Here is a 24,561-nt window from a genome sequence, read left to right on the forward strand (position 1 = left end):
CATCGATTCTAAAAATTCAATCCAAAACCAAAAGAAAATCGCAATCCTTCGGGACTATTGAACAAATTAAACGTTCCTGAAAGGCTATCGGCTGCAGTTACCCAGAATCCTCCACCATAATCGTTATGCCAACGATTGGAGAAGTCGCCTTCTAACCAAACTCTACCAACATCAAATCCACCAAAAACACCAATTTGCAATGGCAATGTACTTGTTTTAAACGAATCAAAACTATACCTAAGATCTGCACTTCCCACAAATGAGTTTTGTCCAGTAAAGCGTTCGGTTCTATAACCTCTCAAACCATTACGTCCACCAATGTTTGCTGCCTGATAAAATATAAGATCATCACCAATTCGCACCTGAAGTCTGGCATCTGTTTTCAGCACAAGCTTACGATTTCTACTAACAGCGTTATAAAAGCCTAAATTGGAATTGATATATCCATATGTATTTTTTGTGTCTTTAAACTCTGTTTTACCTCCAACGTTCAACAAAAATGTCATCCCTCTGGTTGGGTTAAGTTTATTGTCGAAACTGGCGTATTTATATTCGGCTTCAAGAGCTCCAAAAAGACGTCTCTCGTAAAACTCTTCAAAAGATGATGGTGCAAATTCTGTAATAAAACGATTAGGAGTATCATCAATTTCAATGGCTTCAAAAACAGCTCTAAATCCGTAATCACTACCAAAGTCTCCTTTTTTAAGAATTCCGGCTTTTGCCATGTAAATACTTGTTTTAACTCTGTTGTAATCAAAATCAAGTTCCTCATCATTATTGACAGTTTCATTTCCGAGGCCAAAAAAGTTATTAGTGAAATTTGCAGAGGTAAATTGTCCGCCAATATGTAAATTCCAATCATTCATGATATTAGCAAATTCGCCATCATAATTTAAAGCAAACCCTTTTGTAGCAAAGAAATATCCTCCCCTAAAACGATGTTGAGCTGAGAACGGATTTCTTTGAAACCCTTTTTTTGTTTTTACAAATGATACGCCTAAAGAAACTCCATCATCAGGATTAAATCCTATTGCAGGAGTAATCATATTATTAACCACAATATTTTTTTGGAAGTCGAATAAATTGAGTTTATAAACATCTGTAAATCGTATAGTTGCTCCATTATTTTCCTTAATAGTATTGGGTTTACTTTCATGATCATACACCTTTACTCGTCGTCCTGATGTTATGATATAGGTGTCATTTTCCTGACCTCCAATGAGTCGGGTGAAAATAAGATTGTTAGCTTTCCCTGTAACTTCAAATACATCTTTGTCATCTAAACCATAGATCCATAGTTCTTTGGTAACGTCTTTATGAAATACTTTATCTACTATAACTTCTCCTTTCTCTCCATCTATAATTCTAGAAATAATGACTTGTGTTTCATTGTCTCCAATACGTTTTACTTCTATGTAATCATCTTTATCTGTTCCAGTAAGAATCACCAATTCATTTAAAATATTGTAATAGCGTGTTGCAATATCCTGAAGGTTCGAAAGTCGTCCTCTTAGTTTCTTTTTAATATCTTCTAATGTTTCATCCTGAACTTCTTCAGGAATCTTAGAAAACGCTTTTTCAATAACCTCATCTGTGATTCTGTCTTGCAATAGTTGGGCTTGTTCTAGCCATTTGTCTCTATCTGCTTTTTGAATTAAAACGCGATCTAATTTGATACCAGCAGAATTCATCCATTTGAGATCTTTCAGAGTTTCGTCATAAACTTGTAGTTGTTTTGTAGATCCTGAAATTTGCCTCATGACACTTAAAAGCGCACCATCAAAATTTGAAAATACCTGATCTCGATCTCTAGGAATTGGTCGGTAATACTTATCGCCATTCTCCTGATTAAACTGAGCCCAACGCCATTGATCCTGATGCCTATCCCAATCGCCAATAAGCATATCAAACAATCGTGCTCTTACAAAAGCATTTTCGTCAATTTTATATTTTTCGTCTTTACGAACTTTCTCAATAATATCATGAGTACTTTCAATGTCATCAGCAAATCCAAAGTTCCTATCATCAGTGTAATTGTCTTCGGGACGCTCTTCAATCATGTATAACTCATCGCCATAATCTGCATTATACTGTCCTAAATGCTTATGTTTAGGAATGTAGTATATTTTTGGATTGGTATGATATATCTCAGCCGCATCAGCCAGATCTGGAACAGCCTTAAACGCATAAGGATGAGCTGCAGTGTAGAAATCATAAATAAGTCCTTCGATAGCAGTTTTTTCAAAATCATCTTGTACATAAGTGTCCTTAAACAATACGGTTTGTAAATACTGTGTAGCACTTTTTCGAAGAGCTCTCATATTAAGTTCTCTACCATCTTTAGTTTTTAGACGTAGTGACCTTGTTTGGTGTCCACCTCCAGCACGAACAATTTCCAAGCCACCATACAAAGTATCTAAGGTTGCCACTTTGGCTGTTATTTTTTTAGAATAGATATCTCGATAATGACTTCCCCAAACCGTCTCAAAAAAACCTGTTCGGTCTGTTTCAGATTCGTTATATACTGAGGTTTCTATTTCCTGCGGAAAACTTTCAGGAAGCGAAGACACATCAAAATATGTTCTCGGTTCAAAAACCTTGTGAGCAAATAAACGTTTTGCTTGCCCATTGTCTTCGCCATAAAAGGTAACCCAACTACTCCCATCTTTGTAAACAGTTAGCTCTGCAAAGCCTTGCTTTCCGTAGGAAAACAATCCATTATTCTTAAGAGCGGCAAAGGATTCTTTTGCACCTGAACCAGAGACAATTTGTTTTGTACGATCATTTTCTATGTATTGAAGTGTATGCTCGTGACCAGAAACAAATACAATATTTTTTGTATCGAAGGTCAAGGTCTCTAGACGTTTCATCAACCTGTTATAGCGTTCGTTATACCTGTCTTGAATTGACACTCCACCTTGTGTTCTAATTTGAGTGACTAAAGATGCTAATATTGGAATTGGTATTTTTTTCTGACCGGGAAACACGTGTTTAGAAAATGCATATTGCCCTCCATGAACACCATTAGTATACATTGGATGATGCATGGCAAATACTATAGTTTTGTTTTGAGCTTTTTTTATTTCGCCCTCTACCTCTTCAAAAAAACGTTCTCTGGTTTTAATCTCACATTCATCATTTATAGTAGGATTATCATTCCAGTTCTCTAAATACCACTGAGTATCAATAACAATTAATTGTATACTTTCACTAACATCGATACTTTCTAGCGGACATCCATTTTCAGGTTGAAAGGTATTCTTTCCTAATGCATCCTCAATATATTTCTCCTGACGCTTGAGTCCCTTTAGTCCATTGGCATACCAATCGTGATTACCTGGAATGAATAGTACTTCACCCTTGAAATTCTTTACTGATTTAATTTGTGCATTTAAAGCGTTTTCAGCATCCTTTCTGCCCTTCTTGTCTTTTGCTGGCAAACCACTTGGATAAATATTATCTCCTAAGAAAATAGTGTAATCGTCTTTAGTGTTTTTATCGGCAATATGATTATTGAAAGCAGTCAAAGCCTTAGACATTCCGCCTTGTGGTGACTTTCCTGCGTCTCCAATTAAATAGAATGTTCTATCAATGTCTTTATCTGGACGCTCAATTTGAGAATAGTCTTCCTGCTTATATTGTGCTTTATGTGTTGCACATGCATTCAGTAAAAAGGATAATAAAAATATAATTGTAAATCTGTTGAGGTTGGTCATTGCTACTAGTTTGAATTACAAAAGAAGATAATAAACTATTGTCTTTTTATCTTTATCCATAAAGATATTGATTCTTAAGCTAATTTCTCCCAAAGACTATCAGTAAAGTAATGTTTGCAATCTAAAAAATGTTTACTATTGGAAAAGCCCGTCTGCTTTGCAAGTGATTCGATTTCTGAAAGCGCGTATTTTTTGGAAAGCTCAGTCCATATCAATTCATTAAAATCAAAATCAATGGTTGTTTGTAAAGCCTTAAACTCAACAGTTTGTTGTCTAAGACTCACTAAATAACTTTTTACTTCACCAGTATCTGGATTGTAATGACAATAAAAATCGAAGTCATCTATTTTAAAATCCGCTTCCAACTCTCTATTGATTCGCAGCAATAAATTCAGATTAAAACGCTTAGTAATGCCCTGTTTATCATAGTAGGCGTTATGAATAACGATTGGATTTTTCTTGATATCAAAACCAATAAGTAATTTATCACCAACTTTCATGTTATCATTAAAAAGTTGTAGTAATTCTTTTGCTTTTTTAGGAACATAATTACCAATATTACTTCCCAAAAAAAGTAAAAGACTTGGGTAATCACTTTTCTTATTTTGTTTTAATATCTCAAAATAATCTCCAACTTTGGGCTTTACTTTTAAGCTAGGTAGACGATCTTTAAGTCTTTTAGTTAATATGTCAATAGCCTCTTGAGAAATATCAATTGGCACATAATTAAAATCAATATTGTGATTTACTAAATACTCTAATAGTTTGAAAGTCTTTAATCCATCTCCAGCACCTAATTCTACAATATTGAAAGGCGTTGAAAACTCCAGAGCTTCAATAATTTGTTTTGACTGAAGGGACAAGATTTCAAACTCAGCATCTGTTAAATAGTATTCGGGCATGTTCATGATTTCCTGAAATATCCGACTCCCATTATCATCATAAAAATATTTTGATGAAAGGTGTTTATGCTGAGCTGAAAGACCTTCAATGACGTCTTTGGCAAATGTGTTGTTCATATTATTTTACAAGTCTAATTCCTGAAAACTGCCATCGCATATCAGGGTGAAAAAAATTTCGATAAGTGGGTCTGCTATGCCCTTTAACTGTTACTACTGAGGCACCACGAAGTACCATTTGATTGATCATAAATTTTCCATTATACTCTCCCAGAGCTCCTGGTGCTTTAGAGAAGTTTGGATACGGTAAATAGGCACTATTGGTCCATTCCCAAAGCTGACCATAATCTAATTGTTTTGATGCGACTTCCCATTCAAACTCTGTAGGTAATCGCATTTGTTTCCATTCTGCAAAGGCATAAGCTTCATAAAAACTGATATGATTCACAGGTAATTTTAGGTTTACTTCCTCAAAACCATTTAAAGTGTACTGATGCCATTTTCCTTTAAATTTGTGCCAATACTCAGGAGCTTTGATCTTATTCTGCTGAATAAAATCCCAGCCTTCAGCATGCCATAAATTAAAATTTTGGTAAGCACCAGAGTCTATAAAATCAATATATTCTTGATTGGTGATTAATTGATCAGAAATTTCAAACTCATGTAAAAACACGTTGTGGTGTCCCATTTCGTTATCATAACAAAATGAATTGCTATCATGTCCTATATTGTAAAGACCTTCATCAATCTTTAACCAATTTGAAGCTGTCTTAATTTCATTTAAACGTATCGTATTTTCAATGGTAGGAAATGTTGGCTGATGTCCTAAAATATACTTGATATCATAATAGAATAATTCCTGATGCTGCTGTTCGTGCTGGATTCCTAGCTCAATTATTGCTTTAGTTTCTTCTAAAAGCTCTGAGTCCAAAAAAATTGTCATATGTTCATCGACATAGTTTCGGTATTGATAAACCTCATCAACTGTTGGACGTGTCATTAAACCTCTGTTGGGTCTGAGCACTCTATCGCCTGCATTATTGTAATAGCTATTAAACAGATATGCAAAATCATCATCAAACACTTTATAATCTGATTTAAATGCTGTTAATACAAATTGTTCAAAAAACCAAGTAGAATGTGCTAAATGCCACTTAGGTGGTGAAACAAACACATTTGGCTGAACTGAATAATCTTCAATTTTTAAAGATTCACAGATAGAACTAAATCGCTGTCTTGTTTGAAGGTATCTGTCTTTTAATGTCATTGATTGATGATAAAATTATGATGAAACGAGTTCTGTGTCAATAATCACTTCACTTTGTAATGTTTTGTGTACAGGACATTTAGAAGCAATCTCTTTTAATCGTTGTCTTTGTTTTTCGTCTAAATTACCAATAAGCGTTAACTTTTTTGACAGATGATCAATACGAATAGGCTTTTCCAAATCCAACATGAGATCGTCACTATGTTTCTTAGAATAGGTAATGTGCGTATAAATTTCTTGTAAATCCCATTGTTTCCGTTGAGCATACATTTTTAATGTCATTACTGTACATGCGGCGAGTCCTGCGCTCAAAAAATCATAAGGTGATGGTCCAAAATCATCACCTCCAATAGATGCTGGTTCATCAGCAATAAAACTATGCTTAGCGGTTTGTATTGTCGTTGTGAATTTGTCTTCTTTTAAGTTTAGATGTGCTACTAACTGTTCGCCTTCAGTATCTAACATTGTATTGTCTTGAGGCTCAAAATAACGCTGTACCCATGAGCCAATTAAATTGCCAGCATATAGACTATCTCTACTCTTAGAAAGCAGATGATCTGCCTGATCTAAGGTTATAAAACTTTTGGGATGGTGAGCGTTATGATAGAGCTGCTCAGCATTTTTTATTCCAACGATAGTATCAATTGGTGAATGTAATATGAGTATAGGTTTTCTAAGTGCTTTAACAATAGCTGGCAAGTCGGTTTTATCAAAATCAGATACAAACTCCTCATTAATTTTAAAAGGTCTACCACCAATATTCACCTCTACTTTTCCTTTGTCTTTGATTTGGTCCATACCATGAGAAAACAAGTGCTTGACATGACTAACGGTTGCAGGTGCTCCAATAGTGGCTACAGCTTTAATATTATTTAGCTTAGAGGCAGCAACTAGAACAGCGGCTCCACCTAAAGAATGTCCTACAAGTAATGATGGAGCTTCATAATGTTCCTTTAAAAAATCATTAACAGCAATTAAGTCTCCTACATTGGCAGAAAAATGACTATCTGCAAACTCTCCCTCACTCCTTCCCAAACCTGTGAAATCAAATCTCACAACACCAAAGCCATGATTTGTAAGTGATCTACTAATGTTTTTTACAGCACTAAGTGAGCTGCTACAAGTAAAACAATGGGCAAAAATGGCATAATGATTTGGCTTTTGATTTGCTGGCAACTCTAAATACGCTTGCAACTTAATACCTTTATCATTTTCTATTTGTAATTTCTCATTCCTCATTTTTCTCTTTTTTTAAACACCTATCATTGAACTATTTCTACGCCTCTCCAAAATGCAACATAGCCTTTAATTGATTTGGCTAATTCTGACACTTCCGGATAAAACCATGCAGCATCTTTATTCTCTTTACCGTCAACGTCAATAGTATAATATGACGCTTCACCTTTCCAGGCACAAGTTGTGTGTGTATCACTAGTTTTAAAAAACGCTTTATTAATACTCTCCGGCGGAAAGTAATGATTGTTCTCAATGACAATAGTATTCTCACTTTCTGCAAGGACTTGATTATTCCAAATTGCTTTCATCTGTTACTGTTTTATATAATTATTACGAACTGCACGACAACATGGAGCATCCTACTTTATGTCTGGCCCAGTCTGGTCGTTTAGCAAACCATTTTTCATGTTCAGGTTGCTCTGCATAAGGCTGCTTTAAAAGCTGAAATAATTCATCTATTAACTTGTAATCCCCTTTATTAGCATCATCAATAGCTAATTGTGCCATGTAATTTCTCAGGACATATTTTGGGTTTACTGCATTCATTTTTGATTGTCGTTCAAGATCTGTCAACAATTCTTTATCCAGTCTAAAGTCATAGCGCTCAAACCAATCTCTCCACTGTTGTGCTATATCTGAAGAGACCTCATTGGGTGCATAAAAAGCATCCTTAACGATTTCTAACCCTTTTTTAGCATCTCCTTTTTTGAACTTACCTAAATTCCTGAAAAATATGGTCATGTCGGTTTCAGATAATAGTAATGTATCTTCCAATGTTTCAATTAGCAAATTATCTTTATCATCTTTCTGTAGCAATCCCAATTTAGATCTCATCATATCTAATGATTTCTTTTCAAAATCGGTTTTGTATTGTTCTAAAATAGCTTCCAAAGGTTTTGGATCCTCTATTAATGGATACAATGTATTTGCGAGTTGGTATAAATTCCACAAGCCAATATTAGGTTGATTACCGTATCTATATCGCTTGTGTTGACTATCGGTTGTATTGGGTGTCCAGCCAAAATCGAATCCTTCCAACCATCCATAAGGCCCATAATCTATAGTGAGTCCAAGAACAGACATATTATCTGTATTCATCACACCATGAACAAATCCAACACGTTGCCAATGGATAATCATGTCTAAGGTACGTTCGGCTACTTCAGCAAAAAAATTGATATAGGTTTCTTTTGAGGGTTTACCCAAATGTTCAAAATGATGCTTTATTGTATAATCAACTAGTGTTTTGAGTGTTTTATGGTCTTGTCTGGATGCTAAGATCTCATAATTTCCGAAGCGCAAAAAAGAAGGCGAAATACGAGACACTATAGCACCTTTTTCATAAGCAGAATTCCCATCATATAGCATATCTCTCAACACCTCATCACCAGACAAGGCTAAAGATAAGGCTCTCGTTGTAGGAATACCAAGATAATGCATAGCTTCGCTACACAAATATTCTCTTATTGATGAACGCAAAACCGCTAAACCATCAGCACTTCTTGAATATGGTGTTTCACCAGCACCTTTTAACTGAACGGTCCATTGTTGTCCCTTATGTTCAACCTCAAACAGGTTGATGGCTCTCCCGTCTCCTAATTGTCCTGCCCATTGTCCAAATTGATGACCGCCATAACAAATCGCATAAGGTTTTGTATTTGGCAGCACTTTATTTCCTGTGAAAATCTTAGTAAACATTTCTGAGGCGATATCACTTTCTGAAATTCCTAAAGCTTCAGCCATTTCTAGTGAAACATGTAAAACTTCAGGTGCTTTTGTTTGTTTAGGTAACACATACGAAAAACAGGCACCTTTAACCTGACGTCTTGAGTTCTCCGTGACTGGATCAGCAGGAAGCTCTTCAGTAAAGGTGTTTTTGAGATTAAATTTCATTAAAATATTGATGCTTTGTGCATTGTTGAGGTTAATTTCTTTGAATCACATAATTTACAAAATTTTTAGTCGTTATTCCTTCTGAAAAATTACATAAAATGTTAATTCTTATTTTCGTAATTTTATCCTAATCTATAACTTTTATTTATGGCTACTGACCTTGTAAAAAAGACTGAAGAATTTGTTTTTGATCTTCTAAAAAAAGAACTGGATCCTGTTTTTTTATATCATAATTACAAACATACCGAACGTGTATTAAAAAGCACTCGTGAACTTATTGAAAATTGTGATGTTACTGAGGAGGAAGCTGAAATTCTGGAGATTGCTGCTTTACTTCATGACACTGGATATACGAGAAGTGCTGCAGACCACGAAGAGAAAGGTGTGGAAATTGCAACCAAATTTCTAAAAGATCAAAATGCAAGTGATGATCTAATTGAAGCGGTAAATAAATGCATTATGGAAACCAAGTTTAAGGAAGTTCCAACAACAAAACTTGGAAAGATCATAAGAGATGCCGACGCTTCACACTTTGGGAAGAAATACTTTGAGGAGGCTAGTGAATTTTTAAGAAAAGAATTGGAGCTTAGAGGAGTTCAAACTTATTCATCTACAGAATGGCGAAATGAAAATATTAAAGTGCTTTCAAAAAAGCATCAATTCTATACTGATTATGCCTTAAAAAATTGGCAAGCTAGAAAAGATAAGAATTTGTCTAAGCTGTTAAAAACTAAGAAAAAGCAAAAGGCAAAACTTAAAAAAGAGGAGTTGAAAGCTAAATATAAAGCGCAATATAAAAATGAAAGTCCAGAACGTGGCGTTCAAACATTTTATCGTGTAGCACTCAGAAATCATATCAAATTAAGTGATATAGCAGATACAAAAGCTAATATTCTACTATCTGTTAACGCTATTATCATTTCGGTTGTTTTGGCTAATTTAATTTCCAAATTAGACACGAATCCATACCTCATCTGGCCTACGGTAATTTTTACTGTATTTAGTGTTATTTCAATGGTCATGTCTATAATTGCTACTCGTCCAAATGTAACCAGTGGTCAATTCACTAAAGAAGATGTTAAAAACCAAAAAGTCAATTTAAGTTTCTTCGGAAATTTCCATAAAATGGAATTAGAAGAGTTTGAATGGGCTATTCAGGAAATGGTTAATGATAAGGATTATATCTACAAAGCTTTGACCAAAGATTTATATTTTCTAGGAAAAGTACTGGAGCGAAAATATAGGTTATTACGTATTACCTATACTGTTTTTATGGTTGGAATCATTGTATCACTCCTGGCATTTGGTATTGCTGTAAAAAACAATCCTGCAAAAGCCAAAGAAGTTATAGAAGATGCTCAATCACACCATCAACTAATGGTTCCAAAACATCAAAATGAAAGTTTTGCTTTTAGGCTTTGATTTCCTTCATAAGGTCATCATATGTGTAAAATGACTTGTCTTCTTTTTTATGATATAAAATATTGACACGAATTGCTTTTAAACCGGTAACACCCTGAAGGTCGTCTAATTCTAATATTTCAACCTCTTTATCCAACACATTTTTAGACTGTAAAAATCTTACATATTGTAGATATTCTTGTTCGTCTTCTCTTTGCGAATAGACAATAGTAATTTTACCATTTTGAGTAATACGCTCATCTGTACCTTTAATCAATGCTTTATCAACTCGTTTTTTCACCACTTCATATCTCGCATTATAAGTTCCATCCACATCAAATTGCTTTTCATCCATTCTAAATCGGATGGATAATGGCTGGTTGAACACTAAGATCATAGAAGCCACATCTAGAGCAATAGGATATTCATGCTGATTTTGATAGTAGTCATTCTCCATCTCACACATCACCTGTAATTGCCAAAGTCTTAAGTTGTAAAGATATACCTCATTAAAACTCTTCTCTTTGGTAATATCCTCTCCAATGTACATATTATGCTCAACACCATCAGTCTTATATCTTTCGAAGTAATGCGGATACATTTTTTGAGCTTCAACCTGCTTTTGATCTAATAAAGACGCCATATTCTTATTGATGAGCATAATGGTATCATCATAGTTCTTACGATAGTAATAAATAAGATTGAGATCTTCGTCTATTTTACTGAAGTAATCATCTATATCTTCTTTTAACTCGGGATTCTTTTTAAGCTGAAACTTAAATATAGGTTCAATTTCCTCTTTTAAAAAGGCTGTAATGGTTTGCTCACTATCCACTTTGAAATTGGTCTTTAAATCCTTTTTGAATGCTTTAACCTGAAACTTGATCTGCTCATAAATTGGCAGGTTATCCAGCTTTAAAACCTTGTCAATAATTTTAGATACTAAACTTAATTGAAGTGACAGATCTTTTTGAGTTGCAGCATTTCTGGCATTAGAAGAACCTTTCACATCAATTTGACCAAATAAAGGATAAATGTTGTCAAACGTTATTTCACCAAAAGAGGCTTCGTTCCCAAGATGATGTTTGTCTTTTAAAAACTTTCTGGCATTATCCACAAATTTCCAATATACACTTGGGTGAATAGAAGTACATTCTTGCTGAATAATAGCTTCTATTAAGTTTTCTTCTTCAACTTTTGAACGCTCAACAGCAGACACAATAAACGGCATCACATCGACTAGTTTATTGGCATTGATACTGTTCAATACGCTAGGTTTATGAGATATAATTTCTAAAATACCCATTAAGCCTTCATCATTGGCAATAGGTGCAAAGATTGCACTCTTTATACCTTGACTATGGAGTGATTTTATATGTGGAGCCTTACCTTTTGAAATACCAAACATGCGATCGACATCTGATACTGAGAAATATTTCTTTTCAGTTAATAATCTTTGGTATGACCAACTACAAAGTGCATCAGCACATTGTTTGGTTTCAGCATCATTAAGAAGGTAACTATGGATTCCTGTTCCATAAACACGTTCAAAAACATCGTCTTCTTTATTATAAATTGAAAATCCAACTTTAATGTCTTTTAAACCTAAAAGCGAACGAAATATGTCATGAAAATCTTTCATGAAACTTTCGTTTTTTCTCTTATCGTTACCTATTAAACTAGACTTTATATTTGATATCGACTGATCATCTGTGACATCAAAAATATTAGAAATTACAAACCCTTTAAATGTGTAACTGTTAGGTGGAAACTTTTCCTTCCATAACTCAATATTTTCAAAGTTATCAAGTAGCATTTTATAATCCTCCTCAGTTATTTTGGGAGCATCTTTGTTTGGAGTGATCTCAGTAAAATCTGCATTATATAGAATTTTGTAATAACGCATGATTCCATTAGCATCAGGAATTTCGTAATAAAACGGCCTCTTAAAGTTTAGTTGATATCCATAGCAAAAGTTAAGTATGATTGTACAAGCAATGATGTACGTATCATCTTTAGGCATGTTCTTTATCTCTAATTCAAAATCGTCACCAGCCGTTTTTATAATGGATTTGAAGCGTTCAGAAGAATTAAAAATAAGATTATGAAACGGAACTGATGCTGTTTTAATCTCATTGTTGGTTAAGATCTTACTAAAAGAATCTTGTAAAATAATACTAATCTCTTTTTCCCTTTTAATAAGATCCTTAGGATTTGTAATTCCTTCTCTTAACTCAGGGTAAGCCTCTGCAGCCTTAAGCACACGACGAGCCTTGGCAGCTATGAATTCGTCATCACTTTGTGATAATGACTCATAATGCTTAAGAATTGTATCAAAACTAACCTTTAATCTAAAGGGAGATTCAATATTTTCATTAATATCATTCATAATAACTTTTCTGAACATACAAAGTTACAAATTAATAGTTTAGTCGCTATTAATGAGACTTTCTTACGCTAGAAATGTTACACGGATTAATGTTAAAAATGTGACAAACTGTAAAATGTTTTGACTATAAGCCTAGGCTTCCGTAAGTCCAATTAGAACCATCACTAATAAAGATCAATGTTTTTGTAATATCACCGCCATCTGCAGCTGTATCAGGCGTCATAGTAACAGAACCAAAAGGTCCAGCACTCGCTCTGCTATCACCACTAAAAAACTCAACACCAGCTCCAGGTGTTGCATTTCCACCAAAGGTATATATAGTGGCATTTACATTATCGGACACATTTCTTAAGATATAAATTCTACCAGGATACAGTGTTGCATCAGGTAAAATGAACTCTACATTACCTGCAGTTGGTGTTAGATTAATATAAGTTCCATCATCAATTGGTGTTGCACTACCACCTGGTCCACCATTAAGACTAACTACTTTTAGAGACAAGTTTCCATTGATATCTAATGTACTTTGCGGATTAGTTGTACCAATTCCAACACCATCTACTTGAGCTGACAGATTCATGGAGATACATACGATTAAAATGGTTAAAATCTGTTTCATAATATTAATTTTTTAAGATACTAATGGCTACTCCTCCACCTGGGGCTAGCTTAAATTTTGATTTGGATGCCTTATTTACAGTTATTGTTTCTATGTCTAAATCCAAAGGGTTTTTATCCCAATGTGCATTTTTTCCGTCTTTATAAATTGTGGCAGTATATGTCTCACCATCATCTAGGAAATCAAAACTGATATCAATTTCTCTAGCGTTTTCGTCAGTAATACTACCCAAAAACCAATTGCCCGTTTCTCGTTCTTTTCTAACAATTGTCACATAATCACCAACTTCACCATTGAGTACTTCAGTGCTTTCCCAATCTACTCCTACATCCTTGATAAATTGAAGAGGCTCGGGATTTGCTTCATAATGCTCTACCAGATCTGCTGCCATTTGGATTGGGCTATAAATTACAACATACAATGCCAATTGTTGTGCAATCGTTGTATTTACCTGATTTTCAGATTTATACTCATTGAATTTTATATTAAAAATACCAGGTGTAAAATCTATTGGTCCAGCCAACATTCTAGTAAAAGCAACAATTGGTAAATGTTCTGGCGGATTTCCACCATCTTCTGCCCAGGCATTAAACTCTTGTCCGCGAAGTCCTTCTCTAGAAATTGTATTAGGATAAGTTCGTCTTAAACCTGTTGCCTTGATTGGTTCGTGTGCATTTATGGCCACTTGATACTTAGCCGCTTTCTCAACAGTATTGTTATAGTGGTTAACCATGTATTGTCCATGATGATATTCTCCTTTCGGAAGAATTTTTCCCACATATCCTGTTTTAACAGAATGTATCCCATAGTGTTGCATTAAAGCAAATGCTGTATCCTGTTGTTTGGTATAAGTTTCGGTAGCTGCAGAGGTCTCGTGGTGCATTATAATGTCTACTCCCTTTTCTTTTCCATAGCGAATTACTTCATTAAGATCATAATCTGGATAAGTGGTTACAAAATCAAAAACACCCTCTCTATCCTCAAAACCTATCCAGCGTTCCCAACCTGTATTCCAACCTTCTACCAACACGCCTTTAATATTGTTTTTTGCTGAAAAATCTATAAATCGTTTCACGTTTTCAGTTGTTGCACCATGTTTACCATGTGCTTTTCCAGTATCTTTCCATTCACCATCAACCATCTCCATACCATAGTCCCAGGAGGATTTCCCAAGATGCATTTCCCACCAAACGCCAGTATATTTCATGGGTTTAAACCAAGACACATCACCAAGTTTGTTAGGTTCATTTAGATTTACAATAAGGTTTGACTCAATAAGGTCTGGTGCATTATCGGTAATTTGAACAGTACGCCAAGGTGTATGGAATGGCAAGGTTCGTTTTACTTTATAATTTGTATTCTCTGATCCAACAAGAAGACTTTCAAGATTTAAGTTTTTGGTATCTACTTTTAAAGTCATTCCAGAATAATCAACTAAAGCCGCTTCGTGAAAACTCAAATGCGTACCATCTTCACCTACCATTGTAACAGGTGTATTTACTGAATTTTCAGGAATATAGGTTTGTGCTAGATTAACATGATCAGCATAAGCTACAGCATCAATCTCAGAAAGTTTTGTAGTACTGTATAAATGTTCATAGATATCCCAATCACCAGGAATCCAAAACGTTTTATAGTCTTGGGTCAAATTGAATTGTGTATGCTCTTCGGTAATTTCAACGGTTTTTAACCTAGATTGTTTTGGAAATTCATAGCGAAACCCAACACCATCATCATAGACTCTAAACACAATGTTCAGGAAACGTTCAGGAGATACTTTTTCTTGTAACATGACTCTCAATTCCCTGTAATTATTATCTACTAACAGCTGTTCTCCCCAAGGCATTGTCCATGTCTCTTTATGCGTTTCTGTTTCAGTATTTTTTATGATAAAATTTTTATCAAAAGCTGGTGCGTTTTTAAAATCGAATCCTAAAAAAGACGTATCAATCACAACAGTATTATTTCGAGACACAGTATAATAGGGTTGTCCTGCTTCGGAAAGATTAAAACTAAGCTTAAGTGAACCATTTGATGATACAGCTTCATAGGTCCTTTGCTCTTCAGAAGAATTGCAAGACAGTAAAAGCAGTGCTGTAAATACCGTAATAAATACTCTCATAACTTATTATTTATGCTCTAAAAGAACCATATCAAATTCTGAATTTATAGCAACCTTTCCATTAGCTACTGCCACACTCTGATTAGAATAGGCATCATGAATCATGTCTCCATCTTTGAATACCTTTGATACATCTATAGTTTTTTGTCCTTTTCCTAAGTCTATCCCTACAACTACAAGATCTTTATAATTATCATTCGTATAACTTCTGTAGAATGTGTATGGTTGTTGTGTAATCATTTGGTGAATTCCAGCTCCTATTGAAGGATGATTTGCTCTAAATTGTCCTAATTTTTGCCAATGCTCTAGAACAGCTTGAGTTTCATTACTATTCTTAATTGCTTCCCAATTCATATTAGAACGTAAATTGGCATCTCCAACAGCACCATCAACTACTAACACTCTGGCAGATTCATCTCCATAATATACCTGAGAAGTTCCAGGACCTAATAACAGCTTAGTAGCAGTTTCATAAGGTTTCTCTCTGGTTGGGTCAAAAGGTTGTCCGTCATCATGAGAACTCAAATAATTTAGCACTCCAAAACCTTTCAAGTCAGTATGAAGCGTCTTAGAATACTGTTTAAACACTTCTTCTAATGGCTGTTGTGCAACATGCCATTTATATTGAAAATTAATCTGACTTGTAAACCTATTGTCATAATAGTTGACTTTCTTATCTCCAAAATCAAAGTATTTTCCACCACTTATCCCATAGTTATAGACTTCGCCTACCAAATAGAATTCATTATCATCTAAAACCTTATCTGGATTGTTCTTTTTATATTTTAGAAATGCATAATCGCATTCTGTTTTAAACTCTTCCCAAACAAATTCTTCAGTGTGTTTTACAGTATCACATCTATAACCGTCAATACCAAATTCAGTAATGTAATCTGTTAGCCATTTCATGATATAAAACCGAGGAGCTCTTGGATGACCTGTTCTCTTAAAGAACGCATCAAGCTCTGCAACCTCTTGCTCATATCGTCCTTCTTTTTTCCATTTTTCAACTAATTGCGGAGGAAGTTCAACAGCCTGATCACTTTCAGTTTTAATGTCGGGTAAATTTTTCACTAAGGTACAAGTGATTGTATTTTCGTAATTACTGTATTGACATTGCGGTTCGGTTCTTACCCAATCGCTTGGCCAAACAGGATCCTTTTCTGTAACGGGACCAGTATGATTGATCACAGCATCTAATAAAACCCGGATGCCTCTTGCGTGAGCAGCTTCGACTAATTGTTTCAAATCATCCTTTGTTCCATAGTTAGCATCAATAGCTGTCCAATCTTTGGCCCAATAGCCATGAAAACCATAGGTAACACCAGTGCCTTCATCTGTACCTCCATGTATTTGTTCAACAACAGGTGTCATCCAAATGGCATTAATGCCAAGATTGGAGAAGTATCCTTCTTCAATTTTTTGAGTAATCCCTTTGAGATCTCCTCCTTCAAAACCTCGTAACACTCCTGTTTCGCTGCTTCTGTCATAATTAACATCATTAGAGGTATCACCATTATTAAAACGATCTGTTAGTAAAAAATAAAGGTTAGCACTTTCCCAGACAAATGGTGTTTCGGTAATTTCTGTACTTGCTTTTTCTTTGATTTGTGTTTCACAATTAAAAAAGGTCACAAATAATAGTGTTATTATAGCTAGTTTTTTCATGTTATTTTTTCAATTTAAGGATGACTGATTGCAACGGTTCGAGGGAAATATTTACTACACCCTCTTTGCCTTCAATAGTTAATTGAGTACTGTAATTGTTATATAATTGATCTGATAATTGGTACTCTCGGTGTTCCAAGTGCCATGCATTAATTATGGCTTCAGGAACCCTTAATTCAAATTTTTGAATGGTTTCATCATCAAAATTTGAAATAATGATAAGTTGTTCATCGTCACTCCAACGCACAAATGACAGTACTTTATCGTTATAATCGTTTGTGTTTTTACGATTATACTCATGAATATCTTTATAGTTGCCAGCCAGAGCATTACTGTTGATTGTAAAGTTCAATAATCGTTTATAGAAATCTCGAAGTTCTTTTTCTTCGGAAGTGGATTTTCCACCGTCAAACTTATGGTCATTGACCCAACGAACAACACTCGGTACCGAACCATAATCAAATATTGACGTACGAGTTGGATCTCCAAAACCTAGATCTTCTGCTCCAGATTCACCGAATTCCTGACCAAAATACACCATTGTTGGTGCTGAACTAATTGTTGAAGACACTACCATAGCAGGCATTCCTTTTTGAGCGCTACCAGCAAAATCCGGACTAGCAATACGTTGTTCGTCATGATTTTCAAGGAAGTGTAGCATGTGATGCTCAATGTCCTTTAAATCCTCTTGAATTGGTGGAATATGATCTGTTTTTCCGTGACCTTGCATCACGTGTTTAATCGTATCATAGAGTTGCACTTTGTCATAGAGATAATCCATTTTACCTTTTTTGATGTAGTCTCTATATAAATTTGGATTATAAACTTCAGCCAATAAAAAAGCATCAGGATTTTTCATTTTGATATGTGAGTTCATATAGCTCCAAAACTCAACAGGCACCATTTCTGCCATATCATATCGGAAACCATCAACTCCTTTTTCAGTCCAGTAGAGTGCGATATCCTTAAATTTGATCCATGAGCTAGGTACTGTTTTATCTTTCCAAAACTCAAAGTGTTTCTTATAATCTTCGTTATCAAAACCTTCGGGTAATTCGTTAAAATCTTTTTTTCCGTCTGGAGAGACACCATAATTAACCTTAACAGTCTCATACCAATCATACATATCTGGTTGTGATGCACGCGAGCCATTTCCAGTCCATTTAGCTGGATTCTCATCAAACTTTCTATCTGCCAGAGGATGATTTTCGCCACCAAGAGGTTGGTAATCATTTTTCCACTCTGGTACTCTGAACGCTTCTCCAGGATTGTAATAAAAATTGTTATTTACTGCGTAAGTTACCGTTGTATCATCTTCAGCTCCGAAATCGGTTGTACCTTCAGGATTAGTCAAACTTTGATAATTTCGTGCCACATGGTTAGGAACAATATCAATAATCACTTTTAATCCAGCTTTATGAGAGCGTTCAATTAAGGCTTCAAATTCCTGAAGACGATTTTCTACATTTTCAGCTAAATCTGGATTAACATTATAATAATCCTTAACAGCATATGGCGAACCAGCTCTCCCTTTCACAATATCAGGATCATCATTTGAAATGCCATATTTGGTGTAATCTGTAATCACATCATGATGCGGAACTCCAGTATACCAGATATGCGTCACACCCAAGTCCTTGATTTCCCTCAATGCTATATCAGTAAAATCATTAAACTTACCAACACCATTTTCTTCAAGTGTTCCCCATGGCTTGTTAGTTGTATTAGTATTTCCAAACAATCGCGTGAAAACTTGATAAACGACTTGTTTTTTCTTCAATTCTATCCTAGTTTTAGTTGTTTCCTTCAAAGGTTTTTCTTCGTTTTTACATCCAAAGCAAACAACTAATACAACAGATAATATGGTCAATTTTATGTGTTTCATTTTGGATTATTTTTTTAGTTTTATTTTGATTTTCTTTTGTTTTTCCTGGTGTCCGTAATCTATTGGAAAGCGAAGCACTCCCTCTTCATATTGAAATTTAGTGGCTTTACCATTTATCTTCACCTGTTTTGGAGCCTTAGATATTCCATGAATAACTACTAATGACACTTTAGAAGAAAACTCTGATTCTTTTCCCAATTCAGAATCGATTTCTATGAAAAGCTTATTAGACTTATACTTACTTTTGAAATGATTAAACATAAAATCATACTCTAGAGTGTATTTATTATCGTATGCTTTATCATCATAAATAGATCTATAGCTTGAAGTTACTCTTGCATCGTGATAATAATGCAATTCTATGTCTCGTTGAGTATACTGAGTAGTGCTTTGCTGTTCTTTCCTTTCCAAAGGAATAAAAGCACCTGCTCTCAAATAGGTTGGAATTGAATTCTCTCTGGTCTCAACCATTTTTGTCTGTCCGCCTTCAATTTTTTCATCTGTATAAAAATCAAACCATACATTATTCTTCGGAAAATAGATCTCTTTTTCTTTTTGGTCAGCCTTTAAGATTGGAGACACTAAGAAATCCTTTCCCCAAAGATAGGCTTCAGAATAGGTAGCCAATTTTAGATTTTCTGCTTCCTCAAAAAATAGAGGTCGCATTAAAGGTGCTCCAGTTAAGTTATTACGATACACTAAATTGTAATTGTATGGAAGCATTTTATAACGCAAACCAATAGCTTCTTTTGCTAATGCTTTAGCTTTTTCACTTCTAAAAATTGGTTCACTAGCTACATCTTCTTGTGCATGCGGACGATAAATAGGTTGAAACACTCCATACTGTAACCACCTCACATATAGTTCATCATCAAGATTTGCACCAGCAAAGCCACCAAGATCACTATGCATATAAGCCAATCCTTGCATGCTCATTTGGAGCGCAATTTCTGGCTGACTTTGTAAGCCTCCCCAGGATCTGTTCACATCACCAGACCAAGGCACCATTCCATAGCGCTGAGAACCTGAGTAACCTGCTCTCATTAAAATAAAAGGTCGTTGTTGTGGATTGACTTCAAGACTAGCCTCATATACTAGTTTTGCCCAATCATGTCCGTAAATATTATGAACCTCATCTGCAGAACCTGTAGCGTGCTGTACCCAATTTGGATGTACTTCAGGTTCTCCCAGATCTCCCCAAAAACCATTAACACCTAGCTTGGCTAAATCTTTATAAATAGTTTTAAACCATGCATTTCCATTATTACTGTAAATATCTATAATACCTGTATTTCCGAAGTAAAAATCATAAGTTGCAGGATTTCCAATAGAATCTTTGGCCAGAACATCTTTGTCAACGGCTTCTTTCCAACGATTAGACGTTGATAATATAAAAGGTTCTGTAATTAAAATGGTTTCAACATTCTTTGATTTTAGATCTTCAACCATTTGCTTAGGATCAGGAAATGAATCTCTCAAAAATTCCAGATTTCCCATAGTGCCTTTAATGTCTTTTCCAAACCAATAGAGGTCCAAAATAATGGCATCAACAGGAATCTCTTCTTCTCTGAACTTTGAAATAGTTTCCAGAACCTCTTTCTGTGAATGATATCCAAATCGACTAGAAAAATTACCTAAAGCCCAACGTGGTAACATAGGCTGTTTCCCCGTAAGATTAGTATAATTATCCATAATATCGTACCAAGAATCGCCTGCAATGAGTTGGTACGTCTTACGACCAGAAATAGTCTCATAAGTTAAGGTATTGTCATGTTTACTATCCAGATCCAAATATCCAATTGGTGCGTTATCAAAATGGATCATATATTGATTTGATGACATCACAATAGGTAATGTATAATTCATCAACTCTGATCGTGTTTCGTAACCATAGTGTGCTCTATTGAATAAAGGCAAACGGTTTCCGCGTCTGTTCATACCTAAAGCTCTTGCGCCTCCTCCATAAAGTATTTCTTGTTTGGTGATATTGAATTCTATCTTTTCTGTTTGATCAGCTACAATATTACCTTTGACCAAATCCATTGGTTCATGATTACTCTTATAGTAGCCACGTTTTTCGGAAATAACAGGTTGATCTTTATAAGTGTATGATATCTGAAATGGATTGGTTGTAATACTTACGCTAATTCCAGAGGTTCCGTAAGTTATGGTGTTCCCAACATAAGCATACGTAGTCTTTACCTTTTCAGGAGACATCACTACAGCATGACTTTTAGGGTTTACTTTATCATCATTAGGGATAAAGGTCGTTTCAATAATTGCTTCCGAATAAAACTGAAAAGTATATGTACCATCATTGGTAATCACCGAGAATATTCCATTCCCCTCGTTATGTGATTGATACTTCCGACTGTCATTTTGGGCAACAGACCATTGTATTGATAAAATGATAAATAGGACGTACGTGAGGTTTTTCATTTATAAAATTTATAAATCTCGCAGGCTAAATAGCCTGCAAGATCTAAGTTGCTATTAATCTAATTTATACCTAACAAAAATGTTAGTGGTTGATCTAATCTTTTATTCCATGAGTTTTCAGAATGATCTGTACCTTCAAAGAATACATTTTTAGAGTTTTTTGCTGTGTATCCTTTTTGTTTTAGTATTTCATCAACTCTAGGTGCAAATTTTGGATAAAACGCATCTAAGGTTTTATTTCCATAATCAAAATAGATTCTGTGAGTATCAGCAGATGGCAGATTTGCTTCCATATATTGAAAAATAGCTTCAGGATATGGATTATTTGGCATTGGCATAGCACCAACCCAATGTGTGGAAACGCATGCAGCTGCACTAAAAATGTCTGGGTATTCGGACATGGCATACATAGACATTAATCCACCCATACTTGAACCTGCTACAAATGTGTTGTTTTTATCAGACAATGTTGCATAGGTTTCATCTATGATTGGTTTTAATTCTTCAACAATGAATTTTAGGTAATTATCACCATTAAAATCAGCCTTGAAATTATTTTTCTTAGCTACATCGAGTAAGGAGTCTTGTGTTTTTTTATTGATATAGTCAAAAGCTTTCTGCGGAAATAGGTCCAACCACCTAATTTGTGGAATGTTATGAACTCCAACTACTATAAAATCGCGAGTTTTACCTTCACTCATAAGTTTTGATGCCCAATCGTCAACTTTCCATTCTTGCTTATTCCATGTGGTCGTGGAATCAAAGAGATTTTGGCCATCATGCATGTAGAGTACTGCATAGTTTTTAGTTGTAGAATAATCTTTAGGCAACCATACATCAACTGGTCTTGGTTTGATATATTTTGAAGGAAAACTATCTAAACGATGGAGTGTTCCTGAGTACAGTTCAGCTTCTTTAAGTAATTTAAATTCAACTTTGGGTGTTTCTTTTGAAACTTTTATACCATTAGATTGTGCATGGCACGAATACATCAAGACTATTGCTATAACTAGAATCAACTGTTTCATCTCTAATTGGCTTTAGTAGTTAGTATTAAAACTCCCTTTTCATTGAGGTCAATATCATCTTTCCAAGTAAAAGAATCTCCTGTGATAATATTTGTCAGTGTCTTTCCATCGAGTCCAATTTCTGCATAGCGCTTAAGATCGATAGTTATTGGTTTTTCATTTTTATTGATAATCATAACTACTGTTTCTTCACCAAGTGATCTAAACAAGAAATAAGTGCCCATAAATGGAGCAAAGTGAACTGTTTTGCCGTCATGAATAGCTTTACTATGCTTTCTGTAATTGAGTAATGTTTTTACAAACGATTGCATGTTTTTTTGATCTTCAGTTAGACCTTGACCTGTAAATGCATTTACAGTATCACCTTCCCAACCTCCAGGATAATCGGTTCTTATCAAACCATGATCACCAGGCTTATCAAAATCATCCATCAAAATTTCAGTACCATAATACATTTGTAAAATTCGTGGCATCATAGCGTAAGTTGCCACAGCCATTTTAGTATTAACAACATCTCCTTTTAATTGGGTAAATATGCGGCTCATATCATGATTCCCTTCAAAAACCATAATATCTTTTGGTTTGGCATAATGAAAATCGTTGGCTAGTCCTTCATAGATTTTAACAAGTCCTTTATCCCAAGATTCTTCTTCATTAAACGCTTCAACAACTTTTTGTTGCATAGCAAAATCCATTGGTGATCTCAGGTTGGAGTCATAACCATCTCTATTATTAGCACCTTCTTGCCAGTAACCAATAAGCAATGGATTGTAACTCCACTCTTCACCAACAATGCTAAAATTAGGATATTCGGTCATAATAGCTCCAGCCCAATTGCTCATAAATGCTTTATCTGGATACGGATAAGTATCCTGTCTAATGCCATCTAACTGCGCGGTTTCAATCCACCAAATACTATTTTGGATAATGTATTTTGCCATAAATGGATTGCGTTGATTTAAATCTGGCATAGTAGCAACAAACCATCCTTGCGAGTTACCATCTTTATCATATTGAGAGGCATAGATATCTTGATTTGTTGTACGTCTGTGATTAGAATTTATGGTTGACTTCCAATCCCAGTTATCAATATTCTTTTCATAGTTTTCTTGTAGGCTTACCCAATCTTTAAAAGGCAAGTCTTTCATCCACCAATGTTCAAGTCCGCAATGATTAGCTACTTGATCCATGATGAGTTTCATTCCTTTTTCCTTAGCCTTTTGTGATAATTTCTGATACTCACCTAAGGTACCAAATCGAGGATCAATTTTATATAGATCTGTAATAGCATAACCATGATAAGAGCCTTCTTTCATATCATTGATCAACATAGGCTGAGGCCAAACTGCTGTAAATCCAAGATCATTAATATACTCTAAATGATTAATTATACCTTCAATATCTCCACCATGGCGTGCATAATTATCATTCCTATCAACTGTTTTCTCTAATAATCCCTCTTGACCTTCCATTGCAATTGGTGTATCATTATCAGGATTTGCATTAGCAAAACGATCAGGTGTTATCAAATAAATAGCATCACTACTATTAAAGCCTATATAATCTTCGGCTGGTTTGACACGTTCCTTTAGTTGGTAAACATCAATAAGTTCATCACCATTATCATTTTTAAATGAAATATTGAATGTTCCAGGTGAGGCACTTTCAGAAATAACCAAATCAATAAACAAATAATTATTACTATTATTTCCTTTACTTACTTTCTCTATTGAAACGCCTCGATAAGATATACTAGGTGTATAATTACCAATATTTTTGTGTTTTACTAAAAGTTGTAAACTATCGTTCTCGAAACCAATCCACCAATTAGGAGGCTCTATACGCTCAATATCAGATTTGTTAATCAATTTTGAAGTAACAACTTCATTAGTGTTGCTATTGGCATTCTCTTTACAAGACACACCTAAAACCAATATACATGAGAAAAATAAGTAACTAAGTTTTTTCATTTCTAAATTATTTTAAGTGTTATTTACAA

15 protein-coding genes are annotated in these 24,561 nt (G+C 34.7%); 1 reads left to right on the forward strand and 14 read right to left on the reverse strand.

The annotated features are described in order from the left end of the window. Positions 1-8 precede the first annotated feature (8 nt). The 6 genes from Q0951_RS15645 to Q0951_RS15670 all read right to left on the reverse strand — a co-directional run bounded on the left by Q0951_RS15645 (position 9) and on the right by Q0951_RS15670 (position 9,011). Positions 9-3,716: a metallophosphoesterase gene (locus Q0951_RS15645; protein ID WP_299338880.1), complete on the reverse strand. Its 3,708-nt coding sequence runs from the start codon at positions 3,714-3,716 to the stop codon at positions 9-11. Between the two features lie 74 nt (positions 3,717-3,790). After that, positions 3,791-4,735: an L-histidine N(alpha)-methyltransferase gene (locus Q0951_RS15650; protein ID WP_299338883.1), complete on the reverse strand. Its 945-nt coding sequence runs from the start codon at positions 4,733-4,735 to the stop codon at positions 3,791-3,793. 1 nt (position 4,736) lies between these two features. Beyond that, complete coding sequence (gene egtB, locus Q0951_RS15655) at positions 4,737-5,882, reverse strand: ergothioneine biosynthesis protein EgtB (RefSeq protein WP_299338885.1); 1,146 nt, start codon at positions 5,880-5,882, stop codon at positions 4,737-4,739. A 15-nt stretch (positions 5,883-5,897) separates the two neighbouring features. Further along, entirely contained in the window at positions 5,898-7,121 is a 1,224-nt protein-coding gene (locus Q0951_RS15660; protein WP_299338887.1) for a bifunctional alpha/beta hydrolase/OsmC family protein, read from the reverse strand. Between the two features lie 23 nt (positions 7,122-7,144). After that, the gene (locus Q0951_RS15665; protein WP_299338888.1) at positions 7,145-7,426 is read right to left on the reverse strand and encodes a DUF427 domain-containing protein; all 282 of its coding nucleotides are present in this window, start codon (positions 7,424-7,426) and stop codon (positions 7,145-7,147) included. Between the two features lie 22 nt (positions 7,427-7,448). Continuing rightward, entirely contained in the window at positions 7,449-9,011 is a 1,563-nt protein-coding gene (locus Q0951_RS15670; RefSeq protein ID WP_299338890.1) for a YdiU family protein, read from the reverse strand. A gap of 147 nt (positions 9,012-9,158) precedes the next feature. Here Q0951_RS15670 and Q0951_RS15675 point away from each other — a divergent pair, with 147 nt between their 5' ends. Continuing rightward, on the forward strand, positions 9,159-10,433 hold the full coding sequence (locus tag Q0951_RS15675; protein WP_299338891.1) for a Pycsar system effector family protein: 1,275 nt from the start codon (positions 9,159-9,161) through the stop codon (positions 10,431-10,433). Here the strand turns inward: Q0951_RS15675 and Q0951_RS15680 are convergent. From Q0951_RS15680 to Q0951_RS15715, 8 genes are all read right to left on the reverse strand, one after another. Continuing rightward, on the reverse strand, positions 10,423-12,801 hold the full coding sequence (locus Q0951_RS15680; protein WP_299338893.1) for a GAF domain-containing protein: 2,379 nt from the start codon (positions 12,799-12,801) through the stop codon (positions 10,423-10,425). The two genes, Q0951_RS15675 and Q0951_RS15680, sit on opposite strands and share 11 nt — an antisense overlap. 124 nt (positions 12,802-12,925) lie before the next feature. Continuing rightward, entirely contained in the window at positions 12,926-13,420 is a 495-nt protein-coding gene (locus tag Q0951_RS15685; protein WP_299338894.1) for a hypothetical protein, read from the reverse strand. A gap of 4 nt (positions 13,421-13,424) precedes the next feature. Then, positions 13,425-15,542, reverse strand: a complete 2,118-nt coding sequence (locus Q0951_RS15690) for a glycoside hydrolase family 97 protein (protein ID WP_299338895.1) — start codon at positions 15,540-15,542, stop codon at positions 13,425-13,427. Positions 15,543-15,548: 6 nt separating this feature from the next. Beyond that, positions 15,549-17,210 carry an alpha-amylase family glycosyl hydrolase gene (locus Q0951_RS15695; RefSeq protein ID WP_299338897.1) on the reverse strand — a complete coding sequence of 554 codons (1,662 nt, stop codon included), beginning with the start codon at positions 17,208-17,210 and terminating at the stop codon, positions 15,549-15,551. Between the two features lies 1 nt (position 17,211). After that, positions 17,212-19,095, reverse strand: a complete 1,884-nt coding sequence (locus tag Q0951_RS15700) for an alpha-amylase family glycosyl hydrolase (RefSeq protein ID WP_299338898.1) — start codon at positions 19,093-19,095, stop codon at positions 17,212-17,214. 6 nt (positions 19,096-19,101) lie between these two features. Then, positions 19,102-21,534 (reverse strand): TIM-barrel domain-containing protein, encoded by a 2,433-nt coding sequence (locus Q0951_RS15705; protein WP_299338900.1) that lies wholly within the window; start codon positions 21,532-21,534, stop codon positions 19,102-19,104. A 59-nt stretch (positions 21,535-21,593) separates the two neighbouring features. After that, positions 21,594-22,562 (reverse strand): alpha/beta hydrolase-fold protein, encoded by a 969-nt coding sequence (locus Q0951_RS15710; protein ID WP_299338902.1) that lies wholly within the window; start codon positions 22,560-22,562, stop codon positions 21,594-21,596. A 2-nt stretch (positions 22,563-22,564) separates the two neighbouring features. Next, on the reverse strand, positions 22,565-24,532 hold the full coding sequence (locus Q0951_RS15715) for a glycoside hydrolase family 13 protein (protein ID WP_299338905.1): 1,968 nt from the start codon (positions 24,530-24,532) through the stop codon (positions 22,565-22,567). Positions 24,533-24,561: the final 29 nt, after the last annotated feature.

This window comes from uncultured Psychroserpens sp. (assembly GCF_947501425.1).
Taxonomy (GTDB): Bacteria; Bacteroidota; Bacteroidia; order Flavobacteriales; family Flavobacteriaceae; genus Psychroserpens.